Origin of the sequence: Demequina mangrovi (assembly GCF_000759715.1) — a bacterium.
GTDB classification, from domain to species: Bacteria; Actinomycetota; Actinomycetes; order Actinomycetales; family Demequinaceae; genus Demequina; species Demequina mangrovi.
Genome location: NZ_BBLU01000009.1, coordinates 1 through 24282, shown reverse-complemented (window position 1 = coordinate 24282; position 24282 = coordinate 1). Strand labels below are relative to the sequence as shown.

The following is a 24282-nucleotide window of genomic DNA, read 5'->3' as shown; positions in this document are numbered from 1 at the left end:
GCGGAGGGGCGCTCGCCGCCTCAGCGGTCCCGGGCCCGGCCCACGCGCGGCTCGCGCTGCGGGGCGCTGACGGTCGTTTCCCGGCGCGTGCGGCGCGTCATGGGGCGCTCCCCGTCGGCAGCCGCGGGGTGACATGCGAACGGCCGCCGCGGTGAGAACCGCGGCGGCCGTCGGCGGATGCCCCATGGGAGGCGCTCAATGCTCAGAACCGACCGTCAGCGCCCCATTCCGGGAAATGGCGCGGAGTGGGCGTGACGGGCAAGGGGTGTGCGGGGCGAGCAGGCGGGATCAGCCCTCGAAGGCCAGGTCCGCCGCCTGCGCCTTGAGCGCGCGACGGACGCCGTCCTTGCTCTCGCTCACGAGGCGCTTGAGGGCGTCGTGAGCGTCGGCGTTCGCCTCGAGCCACTCGAAGGCCTTGTCCTGGAGGTCCGGGACGCGGCCCGCGAGCAGCACCGGGTACAGGCCCTCGATGAGGTTCGCGGCGATCTCGTTGGTCTTGGTCGAGTAGATCCGGCGCAGCGCGCCGAAGTACTCGTCCACGAACGGCACGAGCAGGTCGAGGTCGTGGGCGTGGTTGAAGCCCGCGATGGTCTCGTACTGCAGCGCGTTGGGCAGGTCCTTCTCGGCGTTGACCAGCGCGTCGAACGCGGCGCGCTTCGCCTCCGGGGTGGCGATCGCGGCGCGTGCGTGCGCGGCGCGGCGCTGGCCCGACGCGGTCGCGTCCTTGCTCAGCTGGAGCTCGACCGCGACCTCGCCCGCGCGACCGCCCGCGCACAGCGTGATGAGCAGGTCCCACGTGAGGTCGGCGTCGATGGTGAGACCATCGATCGCGATCTTGCCGTCGATGAGCGCCTGCACCGTGTCGTACATCGAGTCGACGCAGGCGAGGCCGGCGAACGCGCGCACGAACTGGAGCTGGCTGTCGGAGCCGGGCTCGGCCGCGACCATGAGCCGCCAGATCGCGCGAGCCGCCGCCGCCTGGACCTCGTCGGTGTGCGTGGGGTGGACGTACAGCGCGATGGTGGTCGAGAGCTGGCGCAGCAGCACGAGGACCGTGGTCGACTCCGTCTCCTCGCCGATGTTGTTGAGCACCAGGTCGATGTACTGACGCGCGGGCATCTCGGCGTCGCGCGTCATGTCCCACGCCGCCGCGAGCACCATCGAGCGGGCCAGCGGGTCGGTGAACTTCGACACGTGCGCGACGGCGGTCGCGAGCGACGCCTCGTCGAGGCGGACCTTGGCGTACGCGAGGTCCCCGTCGTTGACCAGCACGAGGGCCGGACGCTGCCTGCCCACGAGCGCGGGGATCTCCGTCAGCTCGCCGTCGATGTCGACCTCGACCTCGAGCACGCTCTCGAGCACCTCGTCGCCCTCGTCGGTGGTGACCAGGTCGTAGCCGCCGATGCGGAGACGATGCGGGCGCTGGGTCGGCCACTCGGCCGGGACCTCCTGGCGGACGGCGAACGAGGTGATGACGCCCGCATCGTCCGTCTCGATGATCGGGCGGAGCGTGGTGACGCCGGCCTTCTGGAGCCACACGTCCGACCAGCCGGACAGGTCGCGGCCGGACGCCTTCTCGAGCTCGACCAGCAGGTCGTTCAGCGTCGCGTTGGCGTGGTGGTGCTTGCGCATGTACTCGGCGACGCCGGCGAAGAACTCGTCCTGGCCCACCCACGCGACGAGCTGGCGCAGCACGGACGCGCCCTTAGCGTAGGTGATGCCGTCGAAGTTCACCTCGACGTCCTCGAGGTCCTTGATGTCCGCCATGATCGGGTGCGTCGACGGGAGCTGGTCCTGCCGGTACGCCCACGACTTCTCGAGCGCGTTGAACGTCACCCACGAGTTCTTGTACCGGGTGACCTCGGCGGTGGCGAGGGTCGACGCGAACTCCGCGAACGACTCGTTGAGCCACAGGTCGTTCCACCACTTCATGGTGACGAGGTCGCCGAACCACATGTGGGCCAGCTCGTGGAGCACGGTGACGGTGCGGCGCTCGATCTTGGCCTGCGCCGTCTTGGAACGGAACACGTAGTCCTCGAGGAACGTCACGCACCCGGCGTTCTCCATCGCGCCCGCGTTGAACTCGGGCACGAAGATCTGGTCGTACTTCTCGAACGGGTAGTCCGTCTCGAACTTCTCCTCGTAGAAGGTGAAGCCCTGCTGGGTGTCGTCGAGGATGACGTCGGCGTCGAGGTACGGCGCGAGCGCCTTGCGGCAGTACACGTTCGCGCTGAGCGTGCCCTTGCGCGACTCCACCGTGCCCTCGACCTCGTGGTACGGACCGGCGACGACCGCGGTGACGTAGCAGGGGATGCGGGTGGTGGGGGAGAAGGTCCAGCGCGCCTTGCCGCGCGCGGTCCCGGCGATGTCGATCGACCCCTCGGCGGCCTCCTTGGTGGAGGGCGAGTTCGACAGCACGTGCCAGTGCTCCGGCGCGGACACGGTGAACGTGAACGACGCCTTGAGGTCGGGCTGCTCGAACACCGCGTACACGCGGCGCGTGTCGGCGACCTCGAACTGCGAGTAGAGGTACACCTCGCCGTCCTCGGGGTCGACGAAGCGGTGCAGGCCCTCGCCGGTGTTCATGTAGGAGCAGTCGGCGACCACGGTCAGCTCGTTCTCGGCGGCGAGACCGGGCAGCGCGATGCGCGAGTCGGCGAAGTGCGTGGCGGGGTCGAGCGCCTCGCCGTTGAGGGTGATGCTCAGCACGGACGGGGCGATGAGATCGATGAACGTGCTCTCGCCGGCCGTGGCGGAGAAGCGCACGGTGGTCGTCGAACGGAAGGTGGTGTCCGACGTGGTGAGGTCGAGGTCGACGGCGTAGGTGTCGACGGCGACGATGGCGGCGCGGGCCTCGGCCTCGGCGCGCGTGAGGTTGGTACCTGGCATGGCGCGATTCTGCCACGCCGCGGTCCCGCCGAGCGCGGCGCGCCGGTAGCAGGGAGGACGATGCGGGGGCGGTCCTCAGTCGCGCGCTGCGCCGGATGCCTGCTGGCGCTTGTCGGTGTACATCGCACGATCCGCGCGCGTCAGGAGGGAGTCGAGCGTCGCGTCCTCCCCGGGGCTCACGGTGGCGAAGCCGACGCCGGCGGCCACCGGCACCACGGCGTCGGTGAGCGCGAAGGGCCGGTCGAAGGCGTCGAGGATCCGCATGGCAGCGGGCTCCACCGCCGCCGCGGGATCGCCCTCGACGACCGCGACGAACTCGTCGCCGCCGAAGCGGCCGACCATGTCCGAGGCCCCCGCACGCACCGTGCCGCACAGGCGCGTGCCGACAGCCGCCAGGAGCTCGTCCCCCGCCGTGTGGCCGTAGGTGTCGTTGATCGCCTTGAATCCGTTGAGATCGATGAACACCACGACCGCCCCCTCGGCCCGCCCCGCCGACACACGCGCGAGCAGCGACTCGAGGTGCCGTTCGACCGACCGCCGGTTCGGCAGGTCGGTGAGCGCGTCGTGATCGGCGAGATGCTGCAGGCGCGCCTCCGCGGAGCGATGCGCGGTCGCGAGCTGGCTGACCCGCGCCAGCACCAGGAGGATGACCGCCAGATGCGCGATCGCGCCGGTGAACCAGTCGGCGGAGCCCACGGTGAGCGCACGGAGCACCGCGATGAGCGGCGTGCTGACGAGCGCGAGCCCCAGCGCGACGATGCGCCCGCGGGTGAGGCGCACCGGACGGGGCGATCCGACGGTGAACGTGTCGGGTCCCGCCGGGTGGGCGATCGCGGCCCACGCCGCGGCGTACGCGAACGGCCATCCGATGCCGACCCACCACGGGGCGAGCCCGGTGACAGGATCGACGTACATGACGCTGAGCGAGTTGGTCGTGACCGCGACGACGATGGCGGCGACGAAGCCCGTGAGCGCCGGACGGGCGGTCGGCGGGATCGCGCCGTTGATCGATACGCCGACGACGATCCCTGCGGCCCCGCTCATCAGCACCGTGATGGCGAACACGTAGATCTGGTCGCCCGTGGACGCCCCCGCGCGCTCGAGCGCGGGCGCCAGGACGGCGATCCACAGCGCGGCGGCCACCGCGATCCCCAGCGTCGCGGCGTCGAGCACCCCGCCGACGTCGGTGCGCACGGTGGGCACGATCGCGATGAAGGCCGCGCCGAGGAGGCACAGATAAGCGGTGCCGATGATCAGCTGGTTGGCAGGTTGCGGCGAGTGCGCCGCGCCGCCGATCCCGACCACCGCGAACCAGACGATGTTCGCGGTGGCGAGCAGCGCGAACCCGGAGAAGAGCAGAAGGTAGACGCGCCGCGCGATCCCCGCCGTCCCCACCATGCGGAGGACCACCACGCCCGCGACGACCAGGCTCGACGCGGTGATGGTCGCACCCCGGACGAGCTCGCCGCCCGTGGCGTAGAGAACCACGCCCGTCAGCCCGAACGCGATCGCGCACGCCACGACCCCGGCGGTGGTGCTGACAAGTCTCACACCTTCACTATCGACAGCCTGCCTCGCGAGTGGAGCGGTGCGAGTGCGGCGAGGCCCCGGCACGCCGGCGCATCGGCCCTAGAATCACCCGGTGACCCAGGACCCGCAGACCTCGAGCGACGCGTCCGGCGCGCCCGCATCGTCCCGACGCGGGCTGTCCCGCCACCTGGTCGACATCGCCCCGCTCAAGGCCAGCCCCGCGTTCGCGCGCCTGTGGATCGGCGGCGCGATCTCGGGAGTCGGTGCGTTCATGACCACCGTCGCGGTGGGGCTGCAGATCTACGAGATCACCGAGTCCACGTTCGCGGTCGGCCTCGTGGGCGGCATCGCGCTGGTGCCGATGATCGCCGCCGGGCTGTGGGGCGGCGTGCTCGCCGACGTCTTCGACCGTCGCAAGGTGGTCATCGCCTCGTCCCTCGCGTCGTGGGCGTCCATCCTCGCGCTCGTGGTGCTCGCGTTCTGGGAGCAGCACCTCCAGGGCCTCGGCACCCACGCCCCGGTCTGGCCGTTCTACCTGGTCACCACGGTCAACGCGATCACGTCGACCGTCTCGAACGCGACCCGCGGCTCGGTGGTCGGACGCATCCTCCCCGCCGACATGCTCAGCCGCGCCACGGCGCTCAACGGCATCTCGTTCGGCGCGATGGTGACCGTCGGGCCCGCGCTCGCGGGCGTGCTCGCGGCGAGCATCGGCCTGCCCTGGACCTTCGCGATCGACGCGGTGCTGTTCACCGCGGGCTTCCTCGGGATCTGGATGCTTCCGTCGCTGCCGCGGCTGGGGGAGCGGGTCGAGGCGGGCTGGCCGGTCCTCAAGGAGGGGCTGACCTTCCTGCGGAGGTCGCCGAACATCCGCATGAGCTTCATCGTGGACGCGATCGCGATGACGTTCGGGCGTCCGTACGCGCTGTTCCCCGCGCTCGGCGCGCTCGTGGTCGGTGGCGGGGCGCTCACCGTGGGCGCGCTCACCGCCGCGGGCGCGATCGGCACGATGCTCACCAGCCTCTTCTCGGGCCGCATCGCGCACGTGCACCGGCACGGCATCGCGATCTCGCGTGCGATCCAGGTGTTCGGCGCCTTCGCCGTGCTGTTCGGCGTGTTCACGTGGGTGGGCATGCACAGCGGGCATGCGGCGGGCGAGGGCTGGGGCGGCACCGACTTCTCGACGCTGGCGCTCATGGCGCTCGCGATGGCGGGCATGGGCGCCTCCGACGAGCTCAGCGCGATCTTCCGCCAGACCATGATCATCCAGGCCGCGCCCGACGAGATGCGCGGCCGGCTCCAGGGCGTCTTCATCGTCGTGGTGACGGGAGGCCCGCGCCTGGGCGACATGTACGCGGGCGCGCTCGCGGCCGTCACCGCGCTGTGGTTCCCTCCGCTGCTCGGCGGGTTCGTGATCATCGCGCTGATCGTGATCCTCACCCGCGCGCAGCGTGCGTGGCGCGAGTACGACGCGACGTCGCCGACCCCCTGAGCGCGGTCAGGAGCTGAGGTTGGCTGCGACCCTGCGGCCGATGTCGATGATCGCGTCGGCGCCCTCGCTCCGGCTCGCGTCGGGGTCGATCATCGACACCTTGACGAAATAGTCGCCGACGCTCATGCCGAGCGTGTGCCGGGACGGTGTCATGTAGAGGTCGGTCGCGCCCTCGACCTCGCGGGAGACGTCGAGCGTCTTCCCGAAGACCTCCTCCGCGAGCGCGCGGTGGCTCGAGGCGTCGGGGAACGCCCAGTTGATCTCGACCTGGACCCGGGGCTCGGTCTTGTCCTCGTTCTCGGGCCGCCAGTCGCAGATGTTGCGGCCGTCGGTGGAGAGCGCGGAGTTGAAGACGCCCTGCGCGAGGTTAGCTCCGACCGCGTTCGAGACGTTGCCCCTCTTGACGAGCGCGCAGGGATCGACCGTTCCCGCGGGGGCGTGCGCCACCGGCGAGGCCGTGGAGAGCGCGGTCGGCGTCGCCGATGCGGACGGGTCGCCGCTGGAGCCCAGCGGCGTGCAGCCCGAGAGCAGCGCGACCCCGGACGCCGTGGCGGCGGCGCTCGTGAGCAGTTGGCGAGGCGTCATGGAGGTCCCTTCGATCACGCTGACGCTAGCATCCGCGAGGACGGTCCCCGTGACGCCCCAGGTCTCTGCGGGAGGGCGCCGACGCGTGCGGCGCGGCCAGCGCGCTGACCGGGCCCGGGCGCCGCGGCATCGTCCGCTCCCGGGTCTACCGTGGAGGCATGCCCGCCGACGCCTCCCCGGTCACCGAGGCGACCATCGCCAGCTCCCGTGCGCTGCTCGGGATCGTCGCGCGCTCGCTCGTGCCCGCGATCAGCGAGGTGACGGTCCCGCAGTTCCGGGTGATGGTGGTCCTCACGCAGGGCGGAGGTCTGCGCATGGGCGACCTCGCCGAGCGCATCGGCGTCCATCCGTCGACGCTAACGCGCACGGTCGAGCGGCTCGAGCACGGCGGGTGGATCGTGCGGGCGGCCGATCAGGAGAACCGGCGCCAGGTGCGGGTCGACCTCACGGGCAAGGGGAAGGCGCTCGTCGCCACCGTCACCGACCGCCGCCGCGCGATGATCGCCGAGGTGATCGAGGCGATGGCGCCGGCCGAGCGCGAGGCCCTGCGGTCAGGGATGGAGGCGTTCGCGCGGGCGGCCGGGGAGCCGCACGCCGCCGATCTGCTCGAGCTCGGGATCTGAGCCCGCGCGTCACTCCATGTCGGAGAAGCCGAGCTGACGCGCGGCCTCGTACGTCACGATCGCCGCGGCGTTCGAGAGGTTGAGCGAGCGCCTGCCCGGCAGCATCGGGATCCGCACCCACGACGTGATGCGGGGATGGTCGAGCACCTCGTCGGGCAGCCCGGTGGGCTCGGGGCCGAACAGCAGCACGTCATCGGCCTCGTACGCGAGGTCGGTGTAGGTGACGTCGGCGCGCGCGGTGAACGCGTAGACGCGGGCGTCGGGGAGCGCGTCGAGCATCGCGTCGAGGCCGGTGTGGACCGTCACCGTCGCGAGGTCGTGATAGTCGAGCCCCGCGCGCCGCAGCTTCGAGTCCTCGAGCTCGAACCCGAGCGGCTCGATCAGCTGCAGGGGCGCGCCCGTGACCGCCGACAGCCGGATCGCGTTGCCGGTGTTCTCGGGGATCCGGGGCTCGAAGAACGCGATGGACGGCAGGGCGACAGGCATGGCGCCAGTGTCGCACGCAGGTCCTAGGCTCTCTGCATGAGCCATCCCGCGCCCCCCGGCAGCCGCCGCGCAGCGATGGGAGGCATGCCCGGGCGCGGCTTCGCGAGCCGTGACGAGGACGCGCAGCGCGCCCTCAACGCCGAGGCGCCCGACATCCCCGACCTCTGGCCCCGCGTGATCGCGCTCTTCCAGCCCTACCGCGGCGCGCTCGTCACCACGGCCGTGCTCGTGGTCGCCGCCGCGGGCGCGACCGTGATCCCGCCGCTGCTGGTCGAGCGCATCTTCGACCAGGCGCTGTTCCCGCCCGACGGCGAGCCGCGGCGGGCGCTGCTCGCCGAGCTCGTGGCGGTGATGATCGTGATCTTCATCGCCGCCGCCGGGCTGCAGATCTGGCAGACGTACCTCACCGCGTCCGTGGGCAACCGCGTCACGGGCGACCTCCGCGAACGGCTCTTCGCGCGGCTCCAGTCGATGGAGCTCGCGTTCTTCACCCGCACCAAGACGGGCGTGATCCAGTCGCGGCTCCAGAACGATGTGGGAGGCGTCTCCGGCGTGCTCACCACGTTCGTGTCGAGCATCGTCGGCAACTCGGTCACCGTCGCGGCGAGCCTCGTCGCGATGCTGCTGCTCGACTGGCGGCTCACGCTCCTCGCGGTCATCCTCATGCCCGCGCTCGTCACGGTGCAGCGCCGGGTGGGCCGCGTGCGCGCGCGCATCGCGTCGCGCACCCAGGAGTCGCTGTCCGAGCTCACCGCGATCACCCAGGAGACGCTCTCGGTGAGCGGGATCCTGCTGTCGAAGGTCTACAACCGGCAGCGTCTCGAGACCGAGCGGTTCCAGGCCGAGAACGCGACGCAGATCCGCCTCCAGGTGCAGCAGGCGATGACCGGCCAGTGGTTCTTCGGGCTCGTCACCATCGTGATGTCGTCGGTCCCGGCCGTCATCTACCTCGCGGCGGGCCTGCTGATCTCGGGTGGGTCCTCGGTGCTGACCGCCGGCACCGTCGTCGCGTTCACCGCCGTGCAGTCGCGGCTGCTGTTCCCGCTCATGGCGCTCATGCGCGTCGCGCTCGAGGTGCAGACCTCGCGCGCGCTCTTCGCCCGGATCTTCGAGTACCTCGACCTCGAGCCGGCCATCCGCGACGCGGACGATGCGGTGGGCGTCGAGGACGCGCCTGGGCCGCTGGGCGCGGTCGAGTTCCGCGACGTCGAGTTCCGCTACCCGGGCGCCCGGGACGACGCCCCGGCGACGCTCGACGGCGTGAGCTTCCGGGTCGACCCGGGCACCACCCACGCCTTCGTCGGGCCGTCGGGGGCGGGCAAGACCACCATCGTCTACCTCGCGGCGCGCCTGCACGAGGCGAGCGGCGGAGCGGTGCTCTTCGCCGGCGAGGACGTCCGGCGCCTGCGGCACGAGTCCGTGGTCGACCACGTGGGCGTGGTGTCGCAGGAGACGTACCTGTTCCACGCGACCATCGCGGAGAACCTGCGCTACGCGCGGCCCGATGCGACCGATGCCGAGCTCGAGGACGCGTGCCGGCGCGCGAACATCCACGACGCGATCCAGGGCTTCGAGCACGGCTACGACACGATCGTGGGCGAGCGCGGCTACCGCCTGTCGGGCGGCGAGAAGCAGCGCGTCGCGATCGCGCGCGTGCTGCTCAAGGATCCGCCCGTGCTCCTGCTGGACGAGGCGACGAGCGCGCTCGACACCGTGTCGGAGCGGGTGGTGCAGGCAGCGCTCGACCGCGCGGCGGAGGGGCGCACCACCCTGGTGGTCGCGCATCGGCTGTCCACCATCGCGCGCGCGGACGTGATCCACGTGGTCGACCGCGGACGCATCGTCGAGACCGGGTCTCATGCGGAGCTCCTCGCGCGCGGCGGGCTCTACGCCAGGCTTGCGGCCCAGCAGGCGGACTAGGGTGGACAGAGCCCCGCCCGACGCTGAGAGGAGCCTTCCGTGACCGATGACTGGTGGAAGTCCGCCGTGGTCTACCAGGTGTATCCGCGCAGCTTCCAGGACTCCGACGGCGACGGCATCGGCGACCTGCGTGGCATCCTCAGCAGGCTCGACCATCTCGCGTGGCTCGGCGTCGACGTCATCTGGCTGTCGCCCATCTACGCGTCGCCGCATGCGGACAACGGCTACGACATCTCCGACTACGAGGCGATCGACCCCGCCTTCGGCACGCTCGACGACTTCGACGCGTTGCTCACCGCCGTGCATGCGCGCGGCATGAAGCTCGTGATGGACCTCGTGGTGAACCACACGTCGGACGAGCACCCGTGGTTCCTCGAGTCGCGGGCCTCGCGCCACAGCGCCAAGCGCGACTGGTACTGGTGGAGGCCCCCGCGCGACGGCTTCGAGCCCGGCGCGCCCGGCGCGGAGCCCACCAACTGGCGCGCGTTCTTCTCGGGCCCGACCTGGGCCTTCGACGAGGAGTCAGGGGAGTACTTCCTCCACCTCTTCCACCCCAAGCAGCCCGACCTCAACTGGGAGAACCCCGAGGTCCGCCAGGCCGTCTACGCGATGATGAACCGCTGGCTCGACCGCGGCGTCGACGGCTTCCGGATGGACGTCATCAACCTCATCTCGAAGGTGCTGCCGCTGCGCGACGGCGAGCCCCTGCCCGGCGGGCTGGGCAACGGCTTCCCGCTGTACGCGTGCGGCCCGCGCAACCACGAGTTCCTCCAGGAGATGCACCGCGAGGTGTTCGCCGGGAGGGAGGGGCGCTTCCTCACGGTGGGCGAGACGCCGGGAGCGACCGTGGACGATGCGGTGCTCTTCACCGATCCCGCGCGCGCCGAGGTGGACATGGTCTTCCAGTTCGAGCACGTCGACGTCGACCACGGGCCGCTGGGCAAGTTCGACCCGCAGCCGCTCGACCTGGTCCGGCTCAAGGCGATCTTCGCGCGGTGGCAGGCCGGGCTCGCGGAGCGCGGGTGGAACTCGCTCTACTGGGACAACCACGACCAGCCGCGGGTGGTGTCGCGCTTCGGCGACGACCGCGACCACTGGGCGGCCTCGGCGAAGGCGCTCGCGGCGGTGCTGCACCTCATGCGCGGCACGCCGTACGTCTATCAGGGCGAAGAGATCGGCATGACCAACGCCGGCTTCGCCTCGGTGGACGAGTACCGGGACGTCGAGTCGCTCGGCGCGTACGACGAGCTGCGCGAGATCGACGTCCCGGAGCAGCGGATCCTCGACGGCATGTCCGCGATGAGCCGCGACAACGCCCGCACGCCCGTCCAGTGGGACGCCTCGCCGCATGCGGGCTTCACCACGGGCACCCCGTGGCTCCGTGCGACCCCCAACCACACATGGCTCAACGCGGAGGCGCAGCGAGAGGACCCCGACTCGGTCGCCTCGTTCTACCGCGCGCTCATCGCGATGCGCCACGACGAGCCCGTGGTCGCGCACGGCGACTTCACGATGCTGCTGCCCGAGCACCCGCAGGTCTTCGCGTACCGCCGCGTCCTCGACGGCACGGTGCTCACCGTGGTGGCGAACATCTCGGGCGAGGAGGTGATCGCCCACGTCGACGTCGCGCACGGCGCCCTGGTGCTCCACAACCTCGGCACGGAGGCGACGCCGTACCCGGCCGGCGCGGGGGAGATCCCGCTCGGCCCGTGGGGGGCCCGGATCTACCTCGCGCGCTAGAGGTTGCCGACCACGATCTCGGCGAGCTCGACGGTCATGTCGGTGACGTCGTCCGCGTCTGCGGACATGTACGAGACCTGCACGAAGTCGTCGCCCGCACGCATCCCGATGATGGAGCCCGAGGCGACAGAGTACGCATCGGTGGCGCCCGCGACCTCGACGTCCTCCGTCGCGCCCATCCACTCCTCCGCCGAGTCACGCTGCGACACGACGTCCCCCACGCCCGGCAGCACCAGCACCTGGACGATCGCGAGCGTGTCGCCGCTGTGCGTCCAGTTGCAGACGTACTGGAGGTCGCTCGAGAGGTCGGTGTCGAACACGCCCTGGTCGAAGGCGAGCCCCGTCACGTCCTCGAGATCGGCGTCGCCGAGCAGCGCGCACACGTCCGCATCGCCGCCGCCGGCGGCCTCCGTCTCTTCGGTCGGGTCGGAGGCGTCCTCGTCGTCGGTCCCTGCCTGGGGCTCCTCGGTCGCCGCGGCGGTGTCGTCGACCGCGCTCTCCTCCGAGGTCACCTCATCCACCGACGGCGGGTCGTCTCCACCCGAGCAGCCGACCATGCCCATGGCCATGCCCGTCGCGAAGGCGGCGGTCCCCGCCCACATCCTGATGCTCATCCGGACCCCCTCTGTCCGTGTCGAGCTCCCCCTCCACCCGTTCTAGCACCGGGGACGCGCCCTCGCGCGGCGTTCAGCGAGCGTTCACCCGGACGCGCATCGGCCCGGCCCTCCGTCGCCGGGGGACCGGGCCGATGCCGAGTCAGGCGGCCGTCACCAGATCGAGACGCGCTCCTCGGGCGCGAGCCACAGCTCGTCCGAGTCCGCGACCTCGAAGGCCTCGTACCAGGCGTCCATGTTGCGCACGATGCCGTTGACGCGGAACTCGCTCGGCGAGTGCGGGTCCGTCGCGAGGCGCGTCACGAGCGCCTCGGAGCGAACCTTCATGCGCTCGGTGAGCGCGTAGCCGATGAAGAAGCGCTGCACCGCGGTGAGGCCGTCGAGCTCGGGAGCCTCGGCGATGGGGTGGCCGAGCGCGATCTCGTAGGCCTTGAGCGAGATCTCGACGCCCGCGAGGTCGCCGATGTTCTCTCCGACGGTGAGCGCGCCGTTGACGTGGTGCGAGCCGTCGAGCTGCTTGGGGGAGTAGCCGTCGTACTGGGCGATCAGCATCTTGGCGCGGGCCATGAAGGCCTCGCGGTCCTCCTCGGTCCACCAGTCCTCGAGCGCGCCGGTGCCGGAGTACTTCGAGCCCTGGTCGTCGAAGCCGTGACCGATCTCGTGACCGATGACGGAGCCGATGCCGCCGTAGTTGACCGCCGCGTCGGCCTCGGGGTGGAAGAACGGCGGCTGCAGGATCGCGGCCGGGAACACGATCTCGTTGGCGACGGGGAGGTAGTAGGCGTTGACGGTCTGCGGCGTCATGAGCCACTCCGAGCGGTCGACCGGCTTGCCGATCTTCGCCCACTCCCAGTCCTCCTCGAAGGCGCTCGCGGCGCGGATGCTGCCCACGAGGTCCTCGGGCGAGACCTCGAGGCCGGTGTAGTCGCGCCACTTGTCGGGGTAGCCGATCTTCGGGGTGAACTGACGCAGCTTCTCGAGCGCCTTGTCCTTGGTGCCCGGGGTCATCCACTCGAGCGACTCGATCGACACGCGGTACGCCTCGACGAGGTTCTCGACGAGCGCGTCCATCTGCTGCTTGTACGCCGGCGGGAAGTGGCGGGCCACGTACTCCTGGCCCACGAGCTCGCCCACGACGCCCTCGACCAGGCCGACGGCGCGCTTCCACCGCTCGCGCTGCTCGGTCGCGCCGCTCAGCACCGTGCCGTAGAAGTCGAAGTTCGCCTTGGACAGCTCCTCGGTGAGGTACGCGGCCCGCGAGTTGACGATGCGCCAGCGGAGGTAGGCCTTCCACGTGTCGAGCTCGGTCTCGGCCCAGATCTTGGCGAAGGCGGTGAAGTAGCTCGGCTCGCCCGCGACCAGCAGGCCGTGCGCCGCCTCGGGGAGGCGGATCGCCTCGGCCCAGACGCCCCACGGGAAGCCCGGCGCGTCCGCGGCGAGACCGTCGAGCGTGGTCGGGTTGTGGGTGAGCTCGGCCTCGCGGGTCTTCACCACGTCCCAGTGCTCGCGTGCGATCGCGGTCTCGAGCCCCACCACGGTCGAGGAGTCGAAGGCCAGGCCCGTGAGGCCGGCCATCCGGTCGACGTGAGCGACGTACTTCTCGCGGGTCTCGGCGTGCGCCTCGTCGCGGTAGTACGCCTCGTCGGGCAGGCCGATGCCGGACTGGCCCAGGTAGACCACGTTGCGGTCGGGGTCGAGGCGGTCCGCGAAGACGTAGTAGCCGGCGGCGCCCGAGACGCCGTCGCGCTGGAGCTCGCCCATCGCGCGGGCCAGCTCCTCATGCGTGCCGGCGGCCTCGACCTTCGCGAGGTCCGCGTCGAGCGGCGCGACGCCCAGCGCGTTGACGCGGTCGACGTCCATGAAGGCCGCGTAGAGCGCGCCGATCTGCGACTCGCGCGGCGCCTCCTCGATGATGACGCGGACCTGCTTCTCCGCCTCGTCGCGCAGCGTGTAGAACGAGCCGTCCGCGGCGCGGTCGCCGGGGATCTCGTGAGTCTCCTCCCACGGCCCGGAGACGTACCGGAAGAAGTCGTCCTGCGCGCGGACGGTGGGGGAGAACTCGGACTGGTCGATGCCGGAGCGAAGCGTCATGGCTCTCACCCTAGGGGCGCGGTGCGACGCCCGTCGCGAGTTTCGCTGACGGCGAGCCCCCGCGGACGATTGCCAATGACAAGAGTGACCAGTGCGACTCGCAGGACGCTCACCATCAGTCCCACCCATCCCGCGCGCATCGTCCTTCACCTTTGTCATTGGAAATCGACGCGTCGGGCGCTGGCACAATGGGCGCCATGCGCATCCACATCGCCGCGGACCACGCGGGCTTCGAGCTCAAGCAGCACCTCATCTCCCACTTCTCCGAGGCCGGCCACGACGTGGTCGACCACGGCGCCCACGAGTACGACGCGCTCGACGACTACCCGCCCATGTGCATCGCCGCCGCGGAGGCCGTGGCGGCGAGCGAGGGCGCGGACCTCGGCATCGTCATCGGCGGCTCGGGCAACGGCGAGCAGCTCGCCGCGAACCGCGTCACCGGCATCCGCGCCGCGCTGATCTGGTCGGTCGAGACCGCCAAGCTCGCGCGTCAGCACAACGACGCGCAGGTCGGGTCGCTCGGCGGCCGCATGCACTCGCTCGAGGAGGCGACCGCGATCGCCGACGCGTTCATCGCCGAGCCGTTCTCGGGCGACGAGCGCCACCAGCGCCGCATCGACCTCATGAAGGACTACGAGGCGCAGCGCTGACGCGCGCCCGCTTCGCATAGACGACGCCGCGCCCGCACCGTCCCACCGGGGACGATGCGGGCGCGTCCGCGTTCTCGGCGCACCCGCCACGGTGCGCGTGAGCCGGCGTCAGATTGCGCTGCGCCGGCGCGGCCCTCAGAAGTCCCAGTTCGCCAGGGGCGCGACGGGGGACAGCATCGCCGTCGCGAGGTCGCGCGCCTGGCCGGGCGTGTGCTCACGCACCAGGCCCGCACGCACGAGCGCCTCGAGCGAGGTGCCGCCCAGGTAGCACTGCGACAGGTGGCGGATGTCCATCGACAGGTCCGGCGCATCGTCCGTGCGGGACACCTGGGCGTCGCCCCCGGCGACCCGGACCCGCCACCGGCCGGCGTTCGCGGGCACGTGCTTGTCCGCGACCTCGACCACCACGTCGCAGTCGTGGAAGTACTCGCGCGCCTCGAGCGCGGTCGGGACGTCGAGCAGGCGCACCCACAGGTTGTCGATCACCTTCGAGCGCACCCCGCGGGGATCGCGCAGCTGGTGCAGCAGCGGGTCGTCCGTCGCGAGGTTCTCCGTCATGGTCGTCTCGACCAGGTCGAAGTCGGTGAGGGTCTGCCACAGGCGCTGCGAGGCCGCGGGGGACATCGAGCCGTGCTCACGGACCTGGCACACGCCGTCGTGGATGCCCACCGACGAGCGGGCGTGGCGGCGGAAGAACGCGTACGCGACCGGATCGCCCGCGTCCTCGACGATCGCGAGGCGCCACTTCTCCATGCCGCGACGGTTGCCCACGGGATCGGTGAAGCGCGCGTTGCGGCCGGAGCCGACCGCGTTGATCACGGTGCCCGGGCGGTCGAGCCGTGCCTGGAGGCCGGCCACCAGCTCGTCGTGCTCGTCGAAGGACGCGCGCTCGAGCCGCACCGTGAGATCGTCGGCGCCGTCGACGGCCCACATCCGCGCGCCACGCGGGATCTCGGCCTTCACGGTCTGCGAGCCCATGCCGTAGCCGAAGCGCGCGTAGATGGGCGCCTCCATCGCGTACAGCACCGACACAGCCTCTCCGCGGGCGAGCGAGCGCTCGAAGTGGTCGTGGATCATGCGGGTCATGAGCCCGCGGCGACGATGCGCGGGGTGCACGCCCAGCCACGACAGCCCCGCGGTGGGCACCTTGCGCCCGCCGGGCACCACCATCTCGGTGCCGAAGCTCGCGTGCACCGCGGCGATCTCGCTCACGCGGCCGCGGCGCGCATCGGTCACCTCGAGCGCGCGTGCCCGCTCCACCGGGAGCGCGTCCACGTAGTCCTGCCGGTCCTCCCGCAGCCACTCGCCGACGAAGGCCCACTGGACCACGTCGAAGAACTCGTCGAGCCGCTCCTCGGCGACGCTGATGGGCCGGTATCCCTCTGCCTTCTTCATCCCTCCACCGTGTCACGATGCGAGACGCGAGCCGAATCCTGTGGGGTCGCTCACACGCGGAATGCGCCGCGGCGGCGCGGTACGCGCACCCGCGCGACTATCAGAAGAACAGGTTGCAGACGGGGGCGGACGTCGACTCGAAGGCCGCGGCCAGCGCGTGCACCGCTCCGGGGGTGCGCTCCTCGACCAGACCGGCCGCGGCGAGCGACGCGAGGCTGACCCCGCCCAGATAGGCAGCGGAGAGCTCCTGCACGCCGATGACCACGTCGGGCTCGACCCCCGGCGCCGCCTCGACGTGGCCCTCACCGTCGCGGGACGTCACGCGCCACGGTCCGGCGTTGTCCTGGAACAGCGGGTCCGGAACGCTCACCACCGCGTCGACGGGGCAGAGGTACTCGCGCGCGGTGAGCGCGGCGGGGACGTCGACGATGCGCAGCCAGATGTTGTCCCGTACACGCGCACGAGCCGCGCGGGGGTCCTTGAGGAGCCACAGCAGGGGATCGTCGAGCGCGAGCGGGCTCGCCTTGACCGTGCCCATGAGGTCGAGGTCGAGCAGCACCGACCACAGGCGACGGGTGGCCGCCGGGTCGACGGCGCCGAACGACCAGGTGTGCACCGTGCCGCTCGGCAGCCCGTCGTCGTCCCACTTCCCGGCACGCCTGAACAACGCGTACGCGACCGGGGTCCCGTGGGTCTGTTCGATGGTGAGGATCCTCATCCGCTCGCTGTCGCGGCGGTGCGCGCCCGGGTCGGCGAAGCGGGCGCGCAGCGCGTCGCCGTCGTCGAGGGTCGGCGTGCCCGGGCGCTCCATGCGGCGCTGGAGGTCGGCGAGGATGCCGCCATGGCGCTCGAGGCTCGCGTCCTCGATGCGGGCGCGGAGCGCATCGGCGCCGGGGACCTCGCGAAGGTCGGCGCCGCGGGGGAGCGAGACGTCCATCTGCCGAGCGGCGAGGCCGTAGCCGAACCTCTGGTAGATCTCCGTCTCGGCCGCGTACAGCGCCGACGCGACCTCGCCGCGGGCCCGGGCGTCGGCGAGATGGTCGCCCATCATCGCGCGGAGCAGGCCGCGCCTGCGATGGCCCGGGTGCACCCCGACCCACGTGAGCCCCGCGACGCGGACGAGCGCTCCACCGGGCACCCGCATGCGGTACGTGTAGGACGCCGCCACCCCGGCGAGATCGCCGACCTCGCCGAGCGTCGGATCCGCGATCTCCATCGCGCGCGTCCGCGAGAACGGGATCTCGGAGGCGTACGCCTCGAGATCCTCCGCGCGCATCTCGCCCGTGAAGGCCCACGTGTTGACGTCGAGCATGTCGTTCGCGCGGTCCGGCGCGAGCGAGATCAGTCGGTACCCGGGTGACACGGACATACGGTCATCGTGTCACCTGGGACGATGCGCGTCGCGGTGAGCGGGCGGTGGCGGACCGCCCGCCGATGCGCGGCTCAGAGCGCGCGGAACGAGGTGATGCGGTCCTGGAGTCGGCGGTACTCGACCTTGATGCAGCGGTTCTGAACGGCGAGCATCCCGGCCGCTCGCGCCCGCGCCATGGCGTCGGCGTTCGTGATGCCGAGCTGGAGCCACAGCGCCTTCGCGTTCGCCGCCACGGCGTCGGCCGCGACCGCGGGGGTGTGCTCGGCCCGACGGAAGACGTCGACCAGGTCGACCCTCACGGGAAGATCCGCGAGCGAGTCGTAGAAGCCGTGCCCCTGGATCTCCTCGCCGGCCGCGGCCGGGTTGACGAGGTACACCTCGTACGGGGTGTGCTCCATGAGCCAGACGGCGATCTGGTAGCTGGTGCGCGACGGGTTGGGCGACGCGCCGACGATCGCGACGCGCGAGGTCCGGGCGAGCGCGAGCGCGAGCTCGTCGTCTCCCGGGACGTCCGCGATCTCGGGGGCAGGGCAGGACTCGGCGACCTGGTGGCGGGGGTCGAGGCTGATGTGCTCCATGCCCCCGGAACGTATCAGCCATCTGTCGCATTCCGCCGCGCGGGGAGACCGGTCGGCGCGATGCGGCGGGGAATGCGGCGCGGGCCGGCACGGTTGGCCCCTGGTGGACGGCGCCGCGATCCCGCGGTGCCGCGACAGAGCAACGAGGAGGAGACATGGCTGCTACGACGCCTATCCGCACCACCGAGTCCACCCCGAGCATCGGGATCAAGGCGGAGGACCTCAAGGCCATCAACGCGGGCCTCTCGCAGGTCCTCGCGGACACGTTCACGCTCTACCTCAAGACGCACGGGTACCACTGGAACGTCACCGGTCCGCACTTCCGCTCGCTCCACCTGCTCTTCGAGGAGCAGTACCAGGAGCTGTGGGCGGCCGCCGACGTGCTCGCGGAGCGCATGCGCGCGCTCGGCTCGGGCGCGCCGGGCTCCTACGCCGAGTTCCTCGAGCACGCGTCGATCAAGGACAACGAGCGCACCGCGGACGCGATGACGATGGTGGCGAACCTCGGGCGCGACCACGAGACGCTCGCGCGCCTCATCCGGCCGCTCGTCGAGGTCGCCGAGGACGCGGGCGACGGCGCGACCGCGGACCTCTTCAACGCGCGCCTCGCCGTGCACGAGCAGGCGGCGTGGATGCTGCGGTCGTTCGCCGCGTAAGCCCCCCGCACGCATGATGCCCGGCCCCCGCGAAGGGGAGCCGGGCATCGTCGCGTCAGGACCGGGTCAGGGAACCGTGTGGCCCGCGGCCCGGAACATCTCGTACCACTCGGCGCGCGCGAGGTGCACGTCGGCGCCCTTCGCGGCGGCCTCGACGCGCGACGGCGTGGTGGTGCCCAGCACCACCTGCATGTGCCCGGGGATGCGCGTGATCCATGCGACGGCGATCGCCTCGGCAGGAACCTCGTACTTCCATGCGAGGCGGTCGATCACCTCGTTGAGCTCGGCGTACTTGGGGTTGCCGAGGAACGGTCCGTCGAAGAAGCGCGCCTGGAAGGGCGACCACGCCTGGATGGTGATGTCGTTGAGGCGGCAGTAGTCGATCATCCCGTTGTCGCGGTCGATCGACTGGTCGAGGTCGCCCATGTTCGCCGCGATGCCGCTGGCGACGGCGGGGGCATGGGTGACCGACAGCTGGATCTGGTTCGCCACGAGCGGCTGGCGCACGCTGCGCTTGAGCAGCTCGATCTGTCCCGGCGTGTGGTTCGAGACGCCGAAGTGCCGGACCTTGCCGCTCGCGTGCAGCTCGTCGAACGCGCGCGCGACCTCGTCGGGCTCCATCAGCGCATCGGGGCGGTGGAGGAGCAGGATGTCGAGGTAGTCGGTGCCGAGCGCCTCGAGCGACCCGTTGACCGAGTCGACGATGTGCTCGTACGAGAAGTCGAAGAACGGGCCCGGGTAGCGGATCCCGCACTTCGTCTGGATGGTGAGCGCCTCGCGCTCGGCGGGGCTGAGGCGCAGCGCCTCCGCGAAGCGGCGCTCGCAGCCGTGGTACGGCGGGCCGTAGAGGTCCGCGTGATCCATGAAGTCGATCCCGGCGTCCATCGCCGTCTTGACGAGCGTGCGGACCTCCTCATCGGACTTCTCGACGATGCGCATGAGGCCCAGCACCGCGGCGGGGACCGTGATGTCGGTTCCGGGCATGGTGAACGTCTTCATCGACACTCCTTCTGTCAGGGGGAACCCGTCCAGTGTAGGGACGCGACGAGGGCCCCCGCGCCTGCGGGGGCCCTCGTCGATGCGGCTCAGATGTAGTACATCGCCGGCTCGTGCGACTGCAGCGGCGGTGCGTCCGGGTCCGGGTGGCGGTGCGAGTCGCCAGAGTCGATGGACGATGCGGCGGTCGACGCCTCGGTGGCCCCGGGGTGGTTGCGGATCACGGCGGGGATGCCGACCGCGGTCGCGCCGTCCGGGACGTCCTTCACCACCACCGCGTTGGCGCCGATGCGGGCGTCCGGCCCCACGCGCAGCGGGCCGAGCACCTTGGCTCCCGCGCCGATGACGACGCGGTCGCCGATGGTCGGGTGCCGCTTTCCGGGGCTCATGGTGGTGCCGCCGAGGTTGATGCCGTTGAACAGCAGGACATCGTCCCCGACCACGGCGGTCTCGCCGATCACCACGCCCATGCCGTGGTCGATGAAGACGCGTCGGCCCAGCTGGGCGCCGGGGTGGATCTCGATGCCGGTGGCCCGACGTGCGTACTGGGACACGAGGCGCGCGTACGAGCGTGCGCCCTTGTTCCACAGCCAGTGCGCCACCCGGTGGTACCAGACGGCATGGACTCCCTGATAGGAGCCCGCGATGACCCACCATGCGGGGGCCGCGGGGTCGCGCCGCTTCGCGGTGCGGACGTCCTCCAGCATGCGGGGGAGGAGTCCGATCTCGGATGCCATCTGGGTACCTTCCGGGTGGGGACTGGGTGCAGAACGCACGAAGGCGTGAGATTAGTCCATGAGGTCCGAGTAGAGGACCGAGGACAGGTAGCGCTCGCCGAAGGACGGGATGATCGCGACGATCGTCTTGCCCGCGTTCTCGGGACGCTTCGCGACCTCGACTGCGGCGTGGAGCGCCGCGCCGGAGGAGATGCCGACCAGCAGCCCCTCCTTGCGCGCCGCGGCGCGCGCGGTCGCGACCGCGGTCTCCGCGTCGACGTCGATGATCTCGTCGTAGATCTCGGTGTTGAGGATCTCGGGCACGAAGTTCGCGCCGATGCCCTGGATCTTGTGCGGACCCGGCTGGCCGCCGTTGAGGATCGGGGACTCGGCCGGCTCGACTCCGATGATCTGGATCGAGGGCTTCTTCTCCTTGAGCACCTCGCCGACGCCGGTGATGGTGCCGCCGGTGCCGATGCCCGCGATGACGATGTCGACCTCGCCGTCGGTGTCGTCCCAGATCTCGACCGCGGTGGTCTTCCGGTGGATCGCCGGGTTGGCCTCGTTGGCGAACTGGCGGGCCAGCACCGAGCCGGGGCGCTCCTCGGCGACCTTGTTGGCGGCCTCGACCGCGCCCCGCATGCCCTCGGTGCCCGGCGTGAGGATGAGCTCCGCGCCGAACGCGCGCAGGAGCGCGCGGCGCTCCTTCGACATGGTCTCGGGCATCGTCAGGACGACGTTGTAGCCGCGCGCGGCGCCGACCATGGCGAGCGCGATGCCGGTGTTGCCGGAGGTCGCCTCGACGATGGTGCCGCCGGGACCCAGCGAGCCGTCCGCCTCGGCGGCGTCGACGATGGCGACGCCCAGGCGGTCCTTGACCGAGTTGGCGGGGTTGTAGAACTCGAGCTTGCCCAGCACGGTGGCGTCGACGCCCTCGGCGAGGGCGTTGATCTTGACCAGCGGGGTGTTGCCGATGAGGGCGGTGGCGTCCTCGTAGATGCGAGCCATGGTGTCTCTTTCCCTTGAGAGATGAGTGGGTCCGGGTGCAACGCAGGGGCATCGGGATCGATGCCGGGGCGAGCGCTGGTGGAAGGCGGGGCCGGGCGGGAGCCGGGCTGCGCTTGCCAGCGCTCTACAGACAGCAGCAGCCGCAGCAGCGGCAGCAGGTGTCAGCGGGAGCGCACGTGGGGACGGCAGAGGCGGGCGCGGGGATCGCGCTGCTCTCGATGCTCATCGTCCGGACCTTTCGTGGCTTCGCGCTCAGGCTAGCGCCGCACCGGCGGACCCGGCAACCCTCCTGACGCGGGCCCGCACCTGGCACTACGGTGGGACGAATCGGATGGAACGGGCGCCTGAGCCGGGAGGGAGTCGTCATGTCGGGGCCGCTGGATGTCTCGGTCGAGCGTGAGGGGATCGTGGCCGCGTCGCCACAGGACGTCTGGCGTGCGCTGACCGAGCCCGAGCTGCGTGTCGAGATCTTCTCCATGGTGACCCAGGCGGTGACCGAGGACGGCGTGCCGGGCGAGGTCGGGCACGTGCTCCAGATGATGGAGCGGGACGCCGGCAGCGAGCCGAGCGTGGTGCGCCTCACCACCGTGGTGTCGGAGCCGTACCGGCGGCTGGTGCAGGAGCGCACGGGTCCCGACGGGCACTTCACCTCGACGACGCTCCTGGCCGAGGAGGGGACCGGCACGCTCGTCAAGCGCGTCTTCCACGTCTTCCATCCGGAGCCCTCGCTCGCCGAGCGCGCGATGCGCAAGGCGATCGTCACCTTCTTCTCGCTGGGCGGCACGGTGCGCCTCAAGGCGGACATCGGCGACCTCACCAGGCACTTCGCCTGAGGCTCGCCGCGCCGCGCGCGTGCGCCCGGGTTAGCCTGAGCGGAGTCGACGAGGGGACGGACGATGGTCGGACACAGCGTGCGGGCCGAGCGCGAGATCGCGGCGGACGTCGAGCGCGTCTGGGAGGTCATCACCGATCTGGACTACGCCTCGGAGGTGATCCCCGCGATCCTGCACATCGAGCGGCTCGAGGGCGAGGGCTACGAGGTCGGGGTCCGGTGGCGCGAGACGCGCAAGATGTGGGGGCGCGAGGAGACCGAGGAGATGTGGGTCGAGACCGTCGATGCGCCGCGGTCGACCACGGTCAGGGCGGAGTCCCGCGGCACCGAGTACGTCACCACCTACACGCTCGAGCCGCTCGCGGACGGCACGCGCATCGTGTGCGACTTCAGCGCCGAGACGCCGCATCCGGGGCCCGCGCAGCGCGTCGGGTGGTTCCTCTTCGGCAAGGCGGGGATGAAGGCGACGCGCAAGGCGCTCGCGGACGACCTCGACCACGTCGCGAAGGCCGCCGAGCACGTCGAGGACGAGTGACGGCGCGCGGGCTACTCTCACGCTGAGGGGCTCGCGTCGCGGCCCCGCGGACCCGGGGAGGGGTCATGGACTGGTTCACGTTCGACGGGATCTCGTGGATCGGGGTGCTGGTGGCGTTCGTCGTCAGCTTCGCGATCGGCTGGTGGTGGTACTCGCCGGCGGGCTTCTGGAAGGTCTGGCGCGATAGGGCCGGGGTGACGGACGACCTCATGAAGGACGCCAACATGGGCGCGGCCTTCGGCGGCACGGTCCTGTTCAACCTGCTCGGCGTCATCGTGCTCGCGATGCTGATGAACGGGCTCGGCGTCGACGACTGGTCCGGCGGGCTGCTGCTCGGGGCCGTGCTCGGCCTGGTGATCCGTGGCGGAGCGCACGCGATCCACAACGGCTTCGCGGTCCGCAGCCCCATGGTCACCGTGATCGACGCGGCGCACGACACCGTGGGGCTCGCGCTTGCCGGCCTCGTGCTCGGGCTGTTCTGAGCATCGTCGCCCGCCTCGATCGGGAACGACGCGCGCCCCTCGACAGTTGACACATGTATGACAGCGAACCTCGCCTCCGCCACTCTGGGAACCCTCGACCTGTCGCGTGCGCCCCTCGCGCTCGGTGGGAACGTCTTCGGCTGGACGGCCGACCGGTCATCGTCCTACGCCGTGCTGGACGCCTTCGTCGCCGGCGGCGGGACGATGATCGACACGGCCGACGTGTACTCGGCGTGGGCGCCCGGCCATAGCGGCGGTGAGTCGGAGACCGTGATCGGGGAGTGGCTCGCGAGCCGCGGGCGGCGCGACGAGGTGATCGTCGCGACGAAGGTGAGCGAGCACCCCGAGCACAAGGGCCTCGCCGCCTCGACCGTGCGGAGCGCTGCGGAGGCGAGCCTCCGACGCCTGCAGACCGACCGCATCGACCTCTACTACGCACACTTCGACGACGCGTCGACGCCGCTCGAGGAGACCGCCGCCGCCTTCTCGGCGCTGGTCGACGAGGGCCTCGTGCGCGAGATCGGCATCTCGAACTACACGGCCGCGCGCATCGACGAGTGGATGGGCGTCGCCGAGAGGGACGGCCTGCACCGGCCCGTGGCCCTGCAGCCCCACTACAACCTCATGGAGCGCGGCTTCGAGGGGGACCTGAGGGCCGCCGCGGTGCGGCACGGGCTCGGGGTGCTGCCCTACTGGGCGCTCGCGAAGGGCTTCCTCACCGGCAAGTACCGCGACGGTGCCGAGGTCGACAGCCCGCGCGCCGCCCAGGCGGGCGAGTACCTCGACGACCGCGGCCGACGCGTGCTCGCCGTGCTCGACGCGGTGGCGGCCGACCACGGCGCGCCCGTCGCCGCCGTCGCGGTCGCGTGGCTGCGCGTCCAGGAGACGGTGGCCGCGCCGATCGCGTCGGCACGCACGCTGGAGCAGCTCGAGCCGCTGCTGACGGCGATGACGCTCGAGCTCTCGGACTTCGAGCTCGCGGCGCTGACCGCGGCGTCCGCGTAGGCGCGGTTCCGGCGGGCCCGCGGACCCCGGGAACGATGAAGGCCCCCTCTGTGCGGAGGGGGCCTTCATCGTGCGAGAGCGGGTGAC

Annotated in this window: 22 protein-coding genes; 10 read left to right on the top strand and 12 right to left on the bottom strand. The window is 71.4% G+C overall.

Annotated features, from left to right (window positions below; all coding sequences use genetic code 11):
• Positions 1 to 288: 288 nt before the first annotated feature.
• Together pepN and TR42_RS09500 are read right to left on the bottom strand one after the other, a co-directional pair.
• Positions 289 to 2889 carry an aminopeptidase N gene (gene pepN / locus TR42_RS09505; protein ID WP_042215271.1) on the bottom strand — a complete coding sequence of 867 codons (2601 nt, stop codon included), beginning with the start codon at positions 2887 to 2889 and terminating at the stop codon, positions 289 to 291.
• A 75-nt stretch (positions 2890 to 2964) separates the two neighbouring features.
• Positions 2965 to 4440 carry a GGDEF domain-containing protein gene (locus tag TR42_RS09500; protein ID WP_143059026.1) on the bottom strand — a complete coding sequence of 492 codons (1476 nt, stop codon included), beginning with the start codon at positions 4438 to 4440 and terminating at the stop codon, positions 2965 to 2967.
• A gap of 91 nt (positions 4441 to 4531) precedes the next feature.
• Here TR42_RS09500 and TR42_RS09495 point away from each other — a divergent pair, with 91 nt between their 5' ends.
• A complete protein-coding gene (locus TR42_RS09495; RefSeq protein ID WP_236623417.1) occupies positions 4532 to 5911 on the top strand; it encodes an MFS transporter in 1380 nt (459 codons plus the stop codon).
• Positions 5912 to 5917: 6 nt separating this feature from the next.
• Here the strand turns inward: TR42_RS09495 and TR42_RS09490 are convergent, their stop codons facing one another.
• Positions 5918 to 6496, bottom strand: a complete 579-nt coding sequence (locus tag TR42_RS09490) for a DUF3558 family protein (protein WP_042215268.1) — start codon at positions 6494 to 6496, stop codon at positions 5918 to 5920.
• 158 nt (positions 6497 to 6654) lie between these two features.
• Here TR42_RS09490 and TR42_RS09485 point away from each other — a divergent pair, with 158 nt between their 5' ends.
• Entirely contained in the window at positions 6655 to 7119 is a 465-nt protein-coding gene (locus TR42_RS09485) for a MarR family winged helix-turn-helix transcriptional regulator (RefSeq protein WP_042215266.1), read from the top strand.
• A 9-nt stretch (positions 7120 to 7128) separates the two neighbouring features.
• On the opposite strand, the gene TR42_RS09480 is transcribed toward TR42_RS09485, so the two are convergent.
• Complete coding sequence (locus TR42_RS09480) at positions 7129 to 7605, bottom strand: tRNA (cytidine(34)-2'-O)-methyltransferase (RefSeq protein WP_042215265.1); 477 nt, start codon at positions 7603 to 7605, stop codon at positions 7129 to 7131.
• A 75-nt stretch (positions 7606 to 7680) separates the two neighbouring features.
• Between TR42_RS09480 and TR42_RS09475 the strand changes: the two genes are divergently transcribed.
• Positions 7681 to 9525, top strand: coding sequence for an ABC transporter ATP-binding protein (locus TR42_RS09475; RefSeq protein WP_042215315.1), 1845 nt, complete (start codon positions 7681 to 7683; stop codon positions 9523 to 9525).
• A 39-nt stretch (positions 9526 to 9564) separates the two neighbouring features.
• Positions 9565 to 11265: an alpha-glucosidase gene (locus TR42_RS09470; RefSeq protein WP_042215263.1), complete on the top strand. Its 1701-nt coding sequence runs from the start codon at positions 9565 to 9567 to the stop codon at positions 11263 to 11265.
• On the opposite strand, the gene TR42_RS09465 is transcribed toward TR42_RS09470, so the two are convergent.
• Both TR42_RS09465 and TR42_RS09460 read right to left on the bottom strand, forming a co-directional pair.
• Entirely contained in the window at positions 11262 to 11879 is a 618-nt protein-coding gene (locus tag TR42_RS09465) for a hypothetical protein (protein ID WP_143059025.1), read from the bottom strand. The genes TR42_RS09470 and TR42_RS09465 overlap by 4 nt on opposite strands.
• Positions 11880 to 12032: 153 nt before the next feature.
• Positions 12033 to 13970 carry a M13 family metallopeptidase gene (locus tag TR42_RS09460; RefSeq protein ID WP_042215259.1) on the bottom strand — a complete coding sequence of 646 codons (1938 nt, stop codon included), beginning with the start codon at positions 13968 to 13970 and terminating at the stop codon, positions 12033 to 12035.
• Between the two features lie 197 nt (positions 13971 to 14167).
• Between TR42_RS09460 and TR42_RS09455 the strand changes: the two genes are divergently transcribed.
• Positions 14168 to 14620, top strand: a complete 453-nt coding sequence (locus TR42_RS09455; protein WP_042215258.1) for a ribose-5-phosphate isomerase — start codon at positions 14168 to 14170, stop codon at positions 14618 to 14620.
• Between the two features lie 135 nt (positions 14621 to 14755).
• On the opposite strand, the gene TR42_RS09450 is transcribed toward TR42_RS09455, so the two are convergent.
• The 3 genes from TR42_RS09450 to TR42_RS09440 form a co-directional block, all read right to left on the bottom strand.
• Positions 14756 to 16015, bottom strand: a complete 1260-nt coding sequence (locus tag TR42_RS09450) for a GNAT family N-acetyltransferase (protein ID WP_042215257.1) — start codon at positions 16013 to 16015, stop codon at positions 14756 to 14758.
• A gap of 100 nt (positions 16016 to 16115) precedes the next feature.
• On the bottom strand, positions 16116 to 17384 hold the full coding sequence (locus TR42_RS09445; protein WP_042215256.1) for a GNAT family N-acetyltransferase: 1269 nt from the start codon (positions 17382 to 17384) through the stop codon (positions 16116 to 16118).
• 74 nt (positions 17385 to 17458) lie between these two features.
• Positions 17459 to 17965 carry a CoA-binding protein gene (locus TR42_RS09440; RefSeq protein ID WP_081953292.1) on the bottom strand — a complete coding sequence of 169 codons (507 nt, stop codon included), beginning with the start codon at positions 17963 to 17965 and terminating at the stop codon, positions 17459 to 17461.
• A gap of 155 nt (positions 17966 to 18120) precedes the next feature.
• Between TR42_RS09440 and TR42_RS09435 the strand changes: the two genes are divergently transcribed.
• Complete coding sequence (locus TR42_RS09435) at positions 18121 to 18621, top strand: Dps family protein (protein ID WP_081953291.1); 501 nt, start codon at positions 18121 to 18123, stop codon at positions 18619 to 18621.
• Between the two features lie 66 nt (positions 18622 to 18687).
• Here TR42_RS09435 and TR42_RS09430 read toward each other — a convergent pair whose 3' ends face one another.
• The 3 genes from TR42_RS09430 to cysK form a co-directional block, all read right to left on the bottom strand.
• Positions 18688 to 19620 carry an aldo/keto reductase gene (locus TR42_RS09430; protein WP_042215254.1) on the bottom strand — a complete coding sequence of 311 codons (933 nt, stop codon included), beginning with the start codon at positions 19618 to 19620 and terminating at the stop codon, positions 18688 to 18690.
• Positions 19621 to 19706: 86 nt separating this feature from the next.
• Positions 19707 to 20354 (bottom strand): serine O-acetyltransferase, encoded by a 648-nt coding sequence (gene cysE / locus TR42_RS09425; RefSeq protein ID WP_074789523.1) that lies wholly within the window; start codon positions 20352 to 20354, stop codon positions 19707 to 19709.
• A 51-nt stretch (positions 20355 to 20405) separates the two neighbouring features.
• Complete coding sequence (gene cysK, locus TR42_RS09420) at positions 20406 to 21341, bottom strand: cysteine synthase A (protein ID WP_042215253.1); 936 nt, start codon at positions 21339 to 21341, stop codon at positions 20406 to 20408.
• Positions 21342 to 21706: 365 nt separating this feature from the next.
• Between cysK and TR42_RS09410 the strand changes: the two genes are divergently transcribed.
• The 4 genes from TR42_RS09410 (at position 21707) to TR42_RS09395 (ending at position 24195) form a co-directional block, all read left to right on the top strand.
• Entirely contained in the window at positions 21707 to 22174 is a 468-nt protein-coding gene (locus TR42_RS09410; RefSeq protein ID WP_042215249.1) for an SRPBCC family protein, read from the top strand.
• Between the two features lie 63 nt (positions 22175 to 22237).
• Positions 22238 to 22708 carry an SRPBCC family protein gene (locus TR42_RS09405; protein ID WP_042215247.1) on the top strand — a complete coding sequence of 157 codons (471 nt, stop codon included), beginning with the start codon at positions 22238 to 22240 and terminating at the stop codon, positions 22706 to 22708.
• Between the two features lie 65 nt (positions 22709 to 22773).
• On the top strand, positions 22774 to 23190 hold the full coding sequence (locus TR42_RS09400; protein ID WP_042215244.1) for a DUF1761 domain-containing protein: 417 nt from the start codon (positions 22774 to 22776) through the stop codon (positions 23188 to 23190).
• A 57-nt stretch (positions 23191 to 23247) separates the two neighbouring features.
• On the top strand, positions 23248 to 24195 hold the full coding sequence (locus tag TR42_RS09395) for an aldo/keto reductase (RefSeq protein ID WP_042215243.1): 948 nt from the start codon (positions 23248 to 23250) through the stop codon (positions 24193 to 24195).
• Positions 24196 to 24282: the final 87 nt, after the last annotated feature.

Bases quoted from the DNA above. Each gene is read 5' to 3' on its own strand.
- pepN (WP_042215271.1), bottom strand. From the start codon at position 2,889: ATGCCAGGTACCAACCTCACGCGCGCCGAGGCCGAGGCCCGCGCCGCC.
- TR42_RS09490 (WP_042215268.1), bottom strand. From the start codon at position 6,496: ATGACGCCTCGCCAACTGCTCACGAGCGCCGCCGCCACGGCGTCCGGG.
- TR42_RS09485 (WP_042215266.1), top strand. From the start codon at position 6,655: ATGCCCGCCGACGCCTCCCCGGTCACCGAGGCGACCATCGCCAGCTCC.
- TR42_RS09480 (WP_042215265.1), bottom strand. From the start codon at position 7,605: ATGCCTGTCGCCCTGCCGTCCATCGCGTTCTTCGAGCCCCGGATCCCC.
- TR42_RS09475 (WP_042215315.1), top strand. From the start codon at position 7,681: ATGGGAGGCATGCCCGGGCGCGGCTTCGCGAGCCGTGACGAGGACGCG.
- TR42_RS09465 (WP_143059025.1), bottom strand. From the start codon at position 11,879: ATGAGCATCAGGATGTGGGCGGGGACCGCCGCCTTCGCGACGGGCATG.
- TR42_RS09460 (WP_042215259.1), bottom strand. From the start codon at position 13,970: ATGACGCTTCGCTCCGGCATCGACCAGTCCGAGTTCTCCCCCACCGTC.
- TR42_RS09455 (WP_042215258.1), top strand. From the start codon at position 14,168: ATGCGCATCCACATCGCCGCGGACCACGCGGGCTTCGAGCTCAAGCAG.
- TR42_RS09450 (WP_042215257.1), bottom strand. From the start codon at position 16,015: ATGAAGAAGGCAGAGGGATACCGGCCCATCAGCGTCGCCGAGGAGCGG.
- TR42_RS09445 (WP_042215256.1), bottom strand. From the start codon at position 17,384: ATGTCCGTGTCACCCGGGTACCGACTGATCTCGCTCGCGCCGGACCGC.
- TR42_RS09440 (WP_081953292.1), bottom strand. From the start codon at position 17,965: ATGGAGCACATCAGCCTCGACCCCCGCCACCAGGTCGCCGAGTCCTGC.
- TR42_RS09435 (WP_081953291.1), top strand. From the start codon at position 18,121: ATGGCTGCTACGACGCCTATCCGCACCACCGAGTCCACCCCGAGCATC.
- TR42_RS09430 (WP_042215254.1), bottom strand. From the start codon at position 19,620: ATGAAGACGTTCACCATGCCCGGAACCGACATCACGGTCCCCGCCGCG.
- cysE (WP_074789523.1), bottom strand. From the start codon at position 20,354: ATGGCATCCGAGATCGGACTCCTCCCCCGCATGCTGGAGGACGTCCGC.
- cysK (WP_042215253.1), bottom strand. From the start codon at position 21,341: ATGGCTCGCATCTACGAGGACGCCACCGCCCTCATCGGCAACACCCCG.
- TR42_RS09410 (WP_042215249.1), top strand. From the start codon at position 21,707: ATGTCGGGGCCGCTGGATGTCTCGGTCGAGCGTGAGGGGATCGTGGCC.
- TR42_RS09405 (WP_042215247.1), top strand. From the start codon at position 22,238: ATGGTCGGACACAGCGTGCGGGCCGAGCGCGAGATCGCGGCGGACGTC.
- TR42_RS09400 (WP_042215244.1), top strand. From the start codon at position 22,774: ATGGACTGGTTCACGTTCGACGGGATCTCGTGGATCGGGGTGCTGGTG.
- TR42_RS09395 (WP_042215243.1), top strand. From the start codon at position 23,248: ATGACAGCGAACCTCGCCTCCGCCACTCTGGGAACCCTCGACCTGTCG.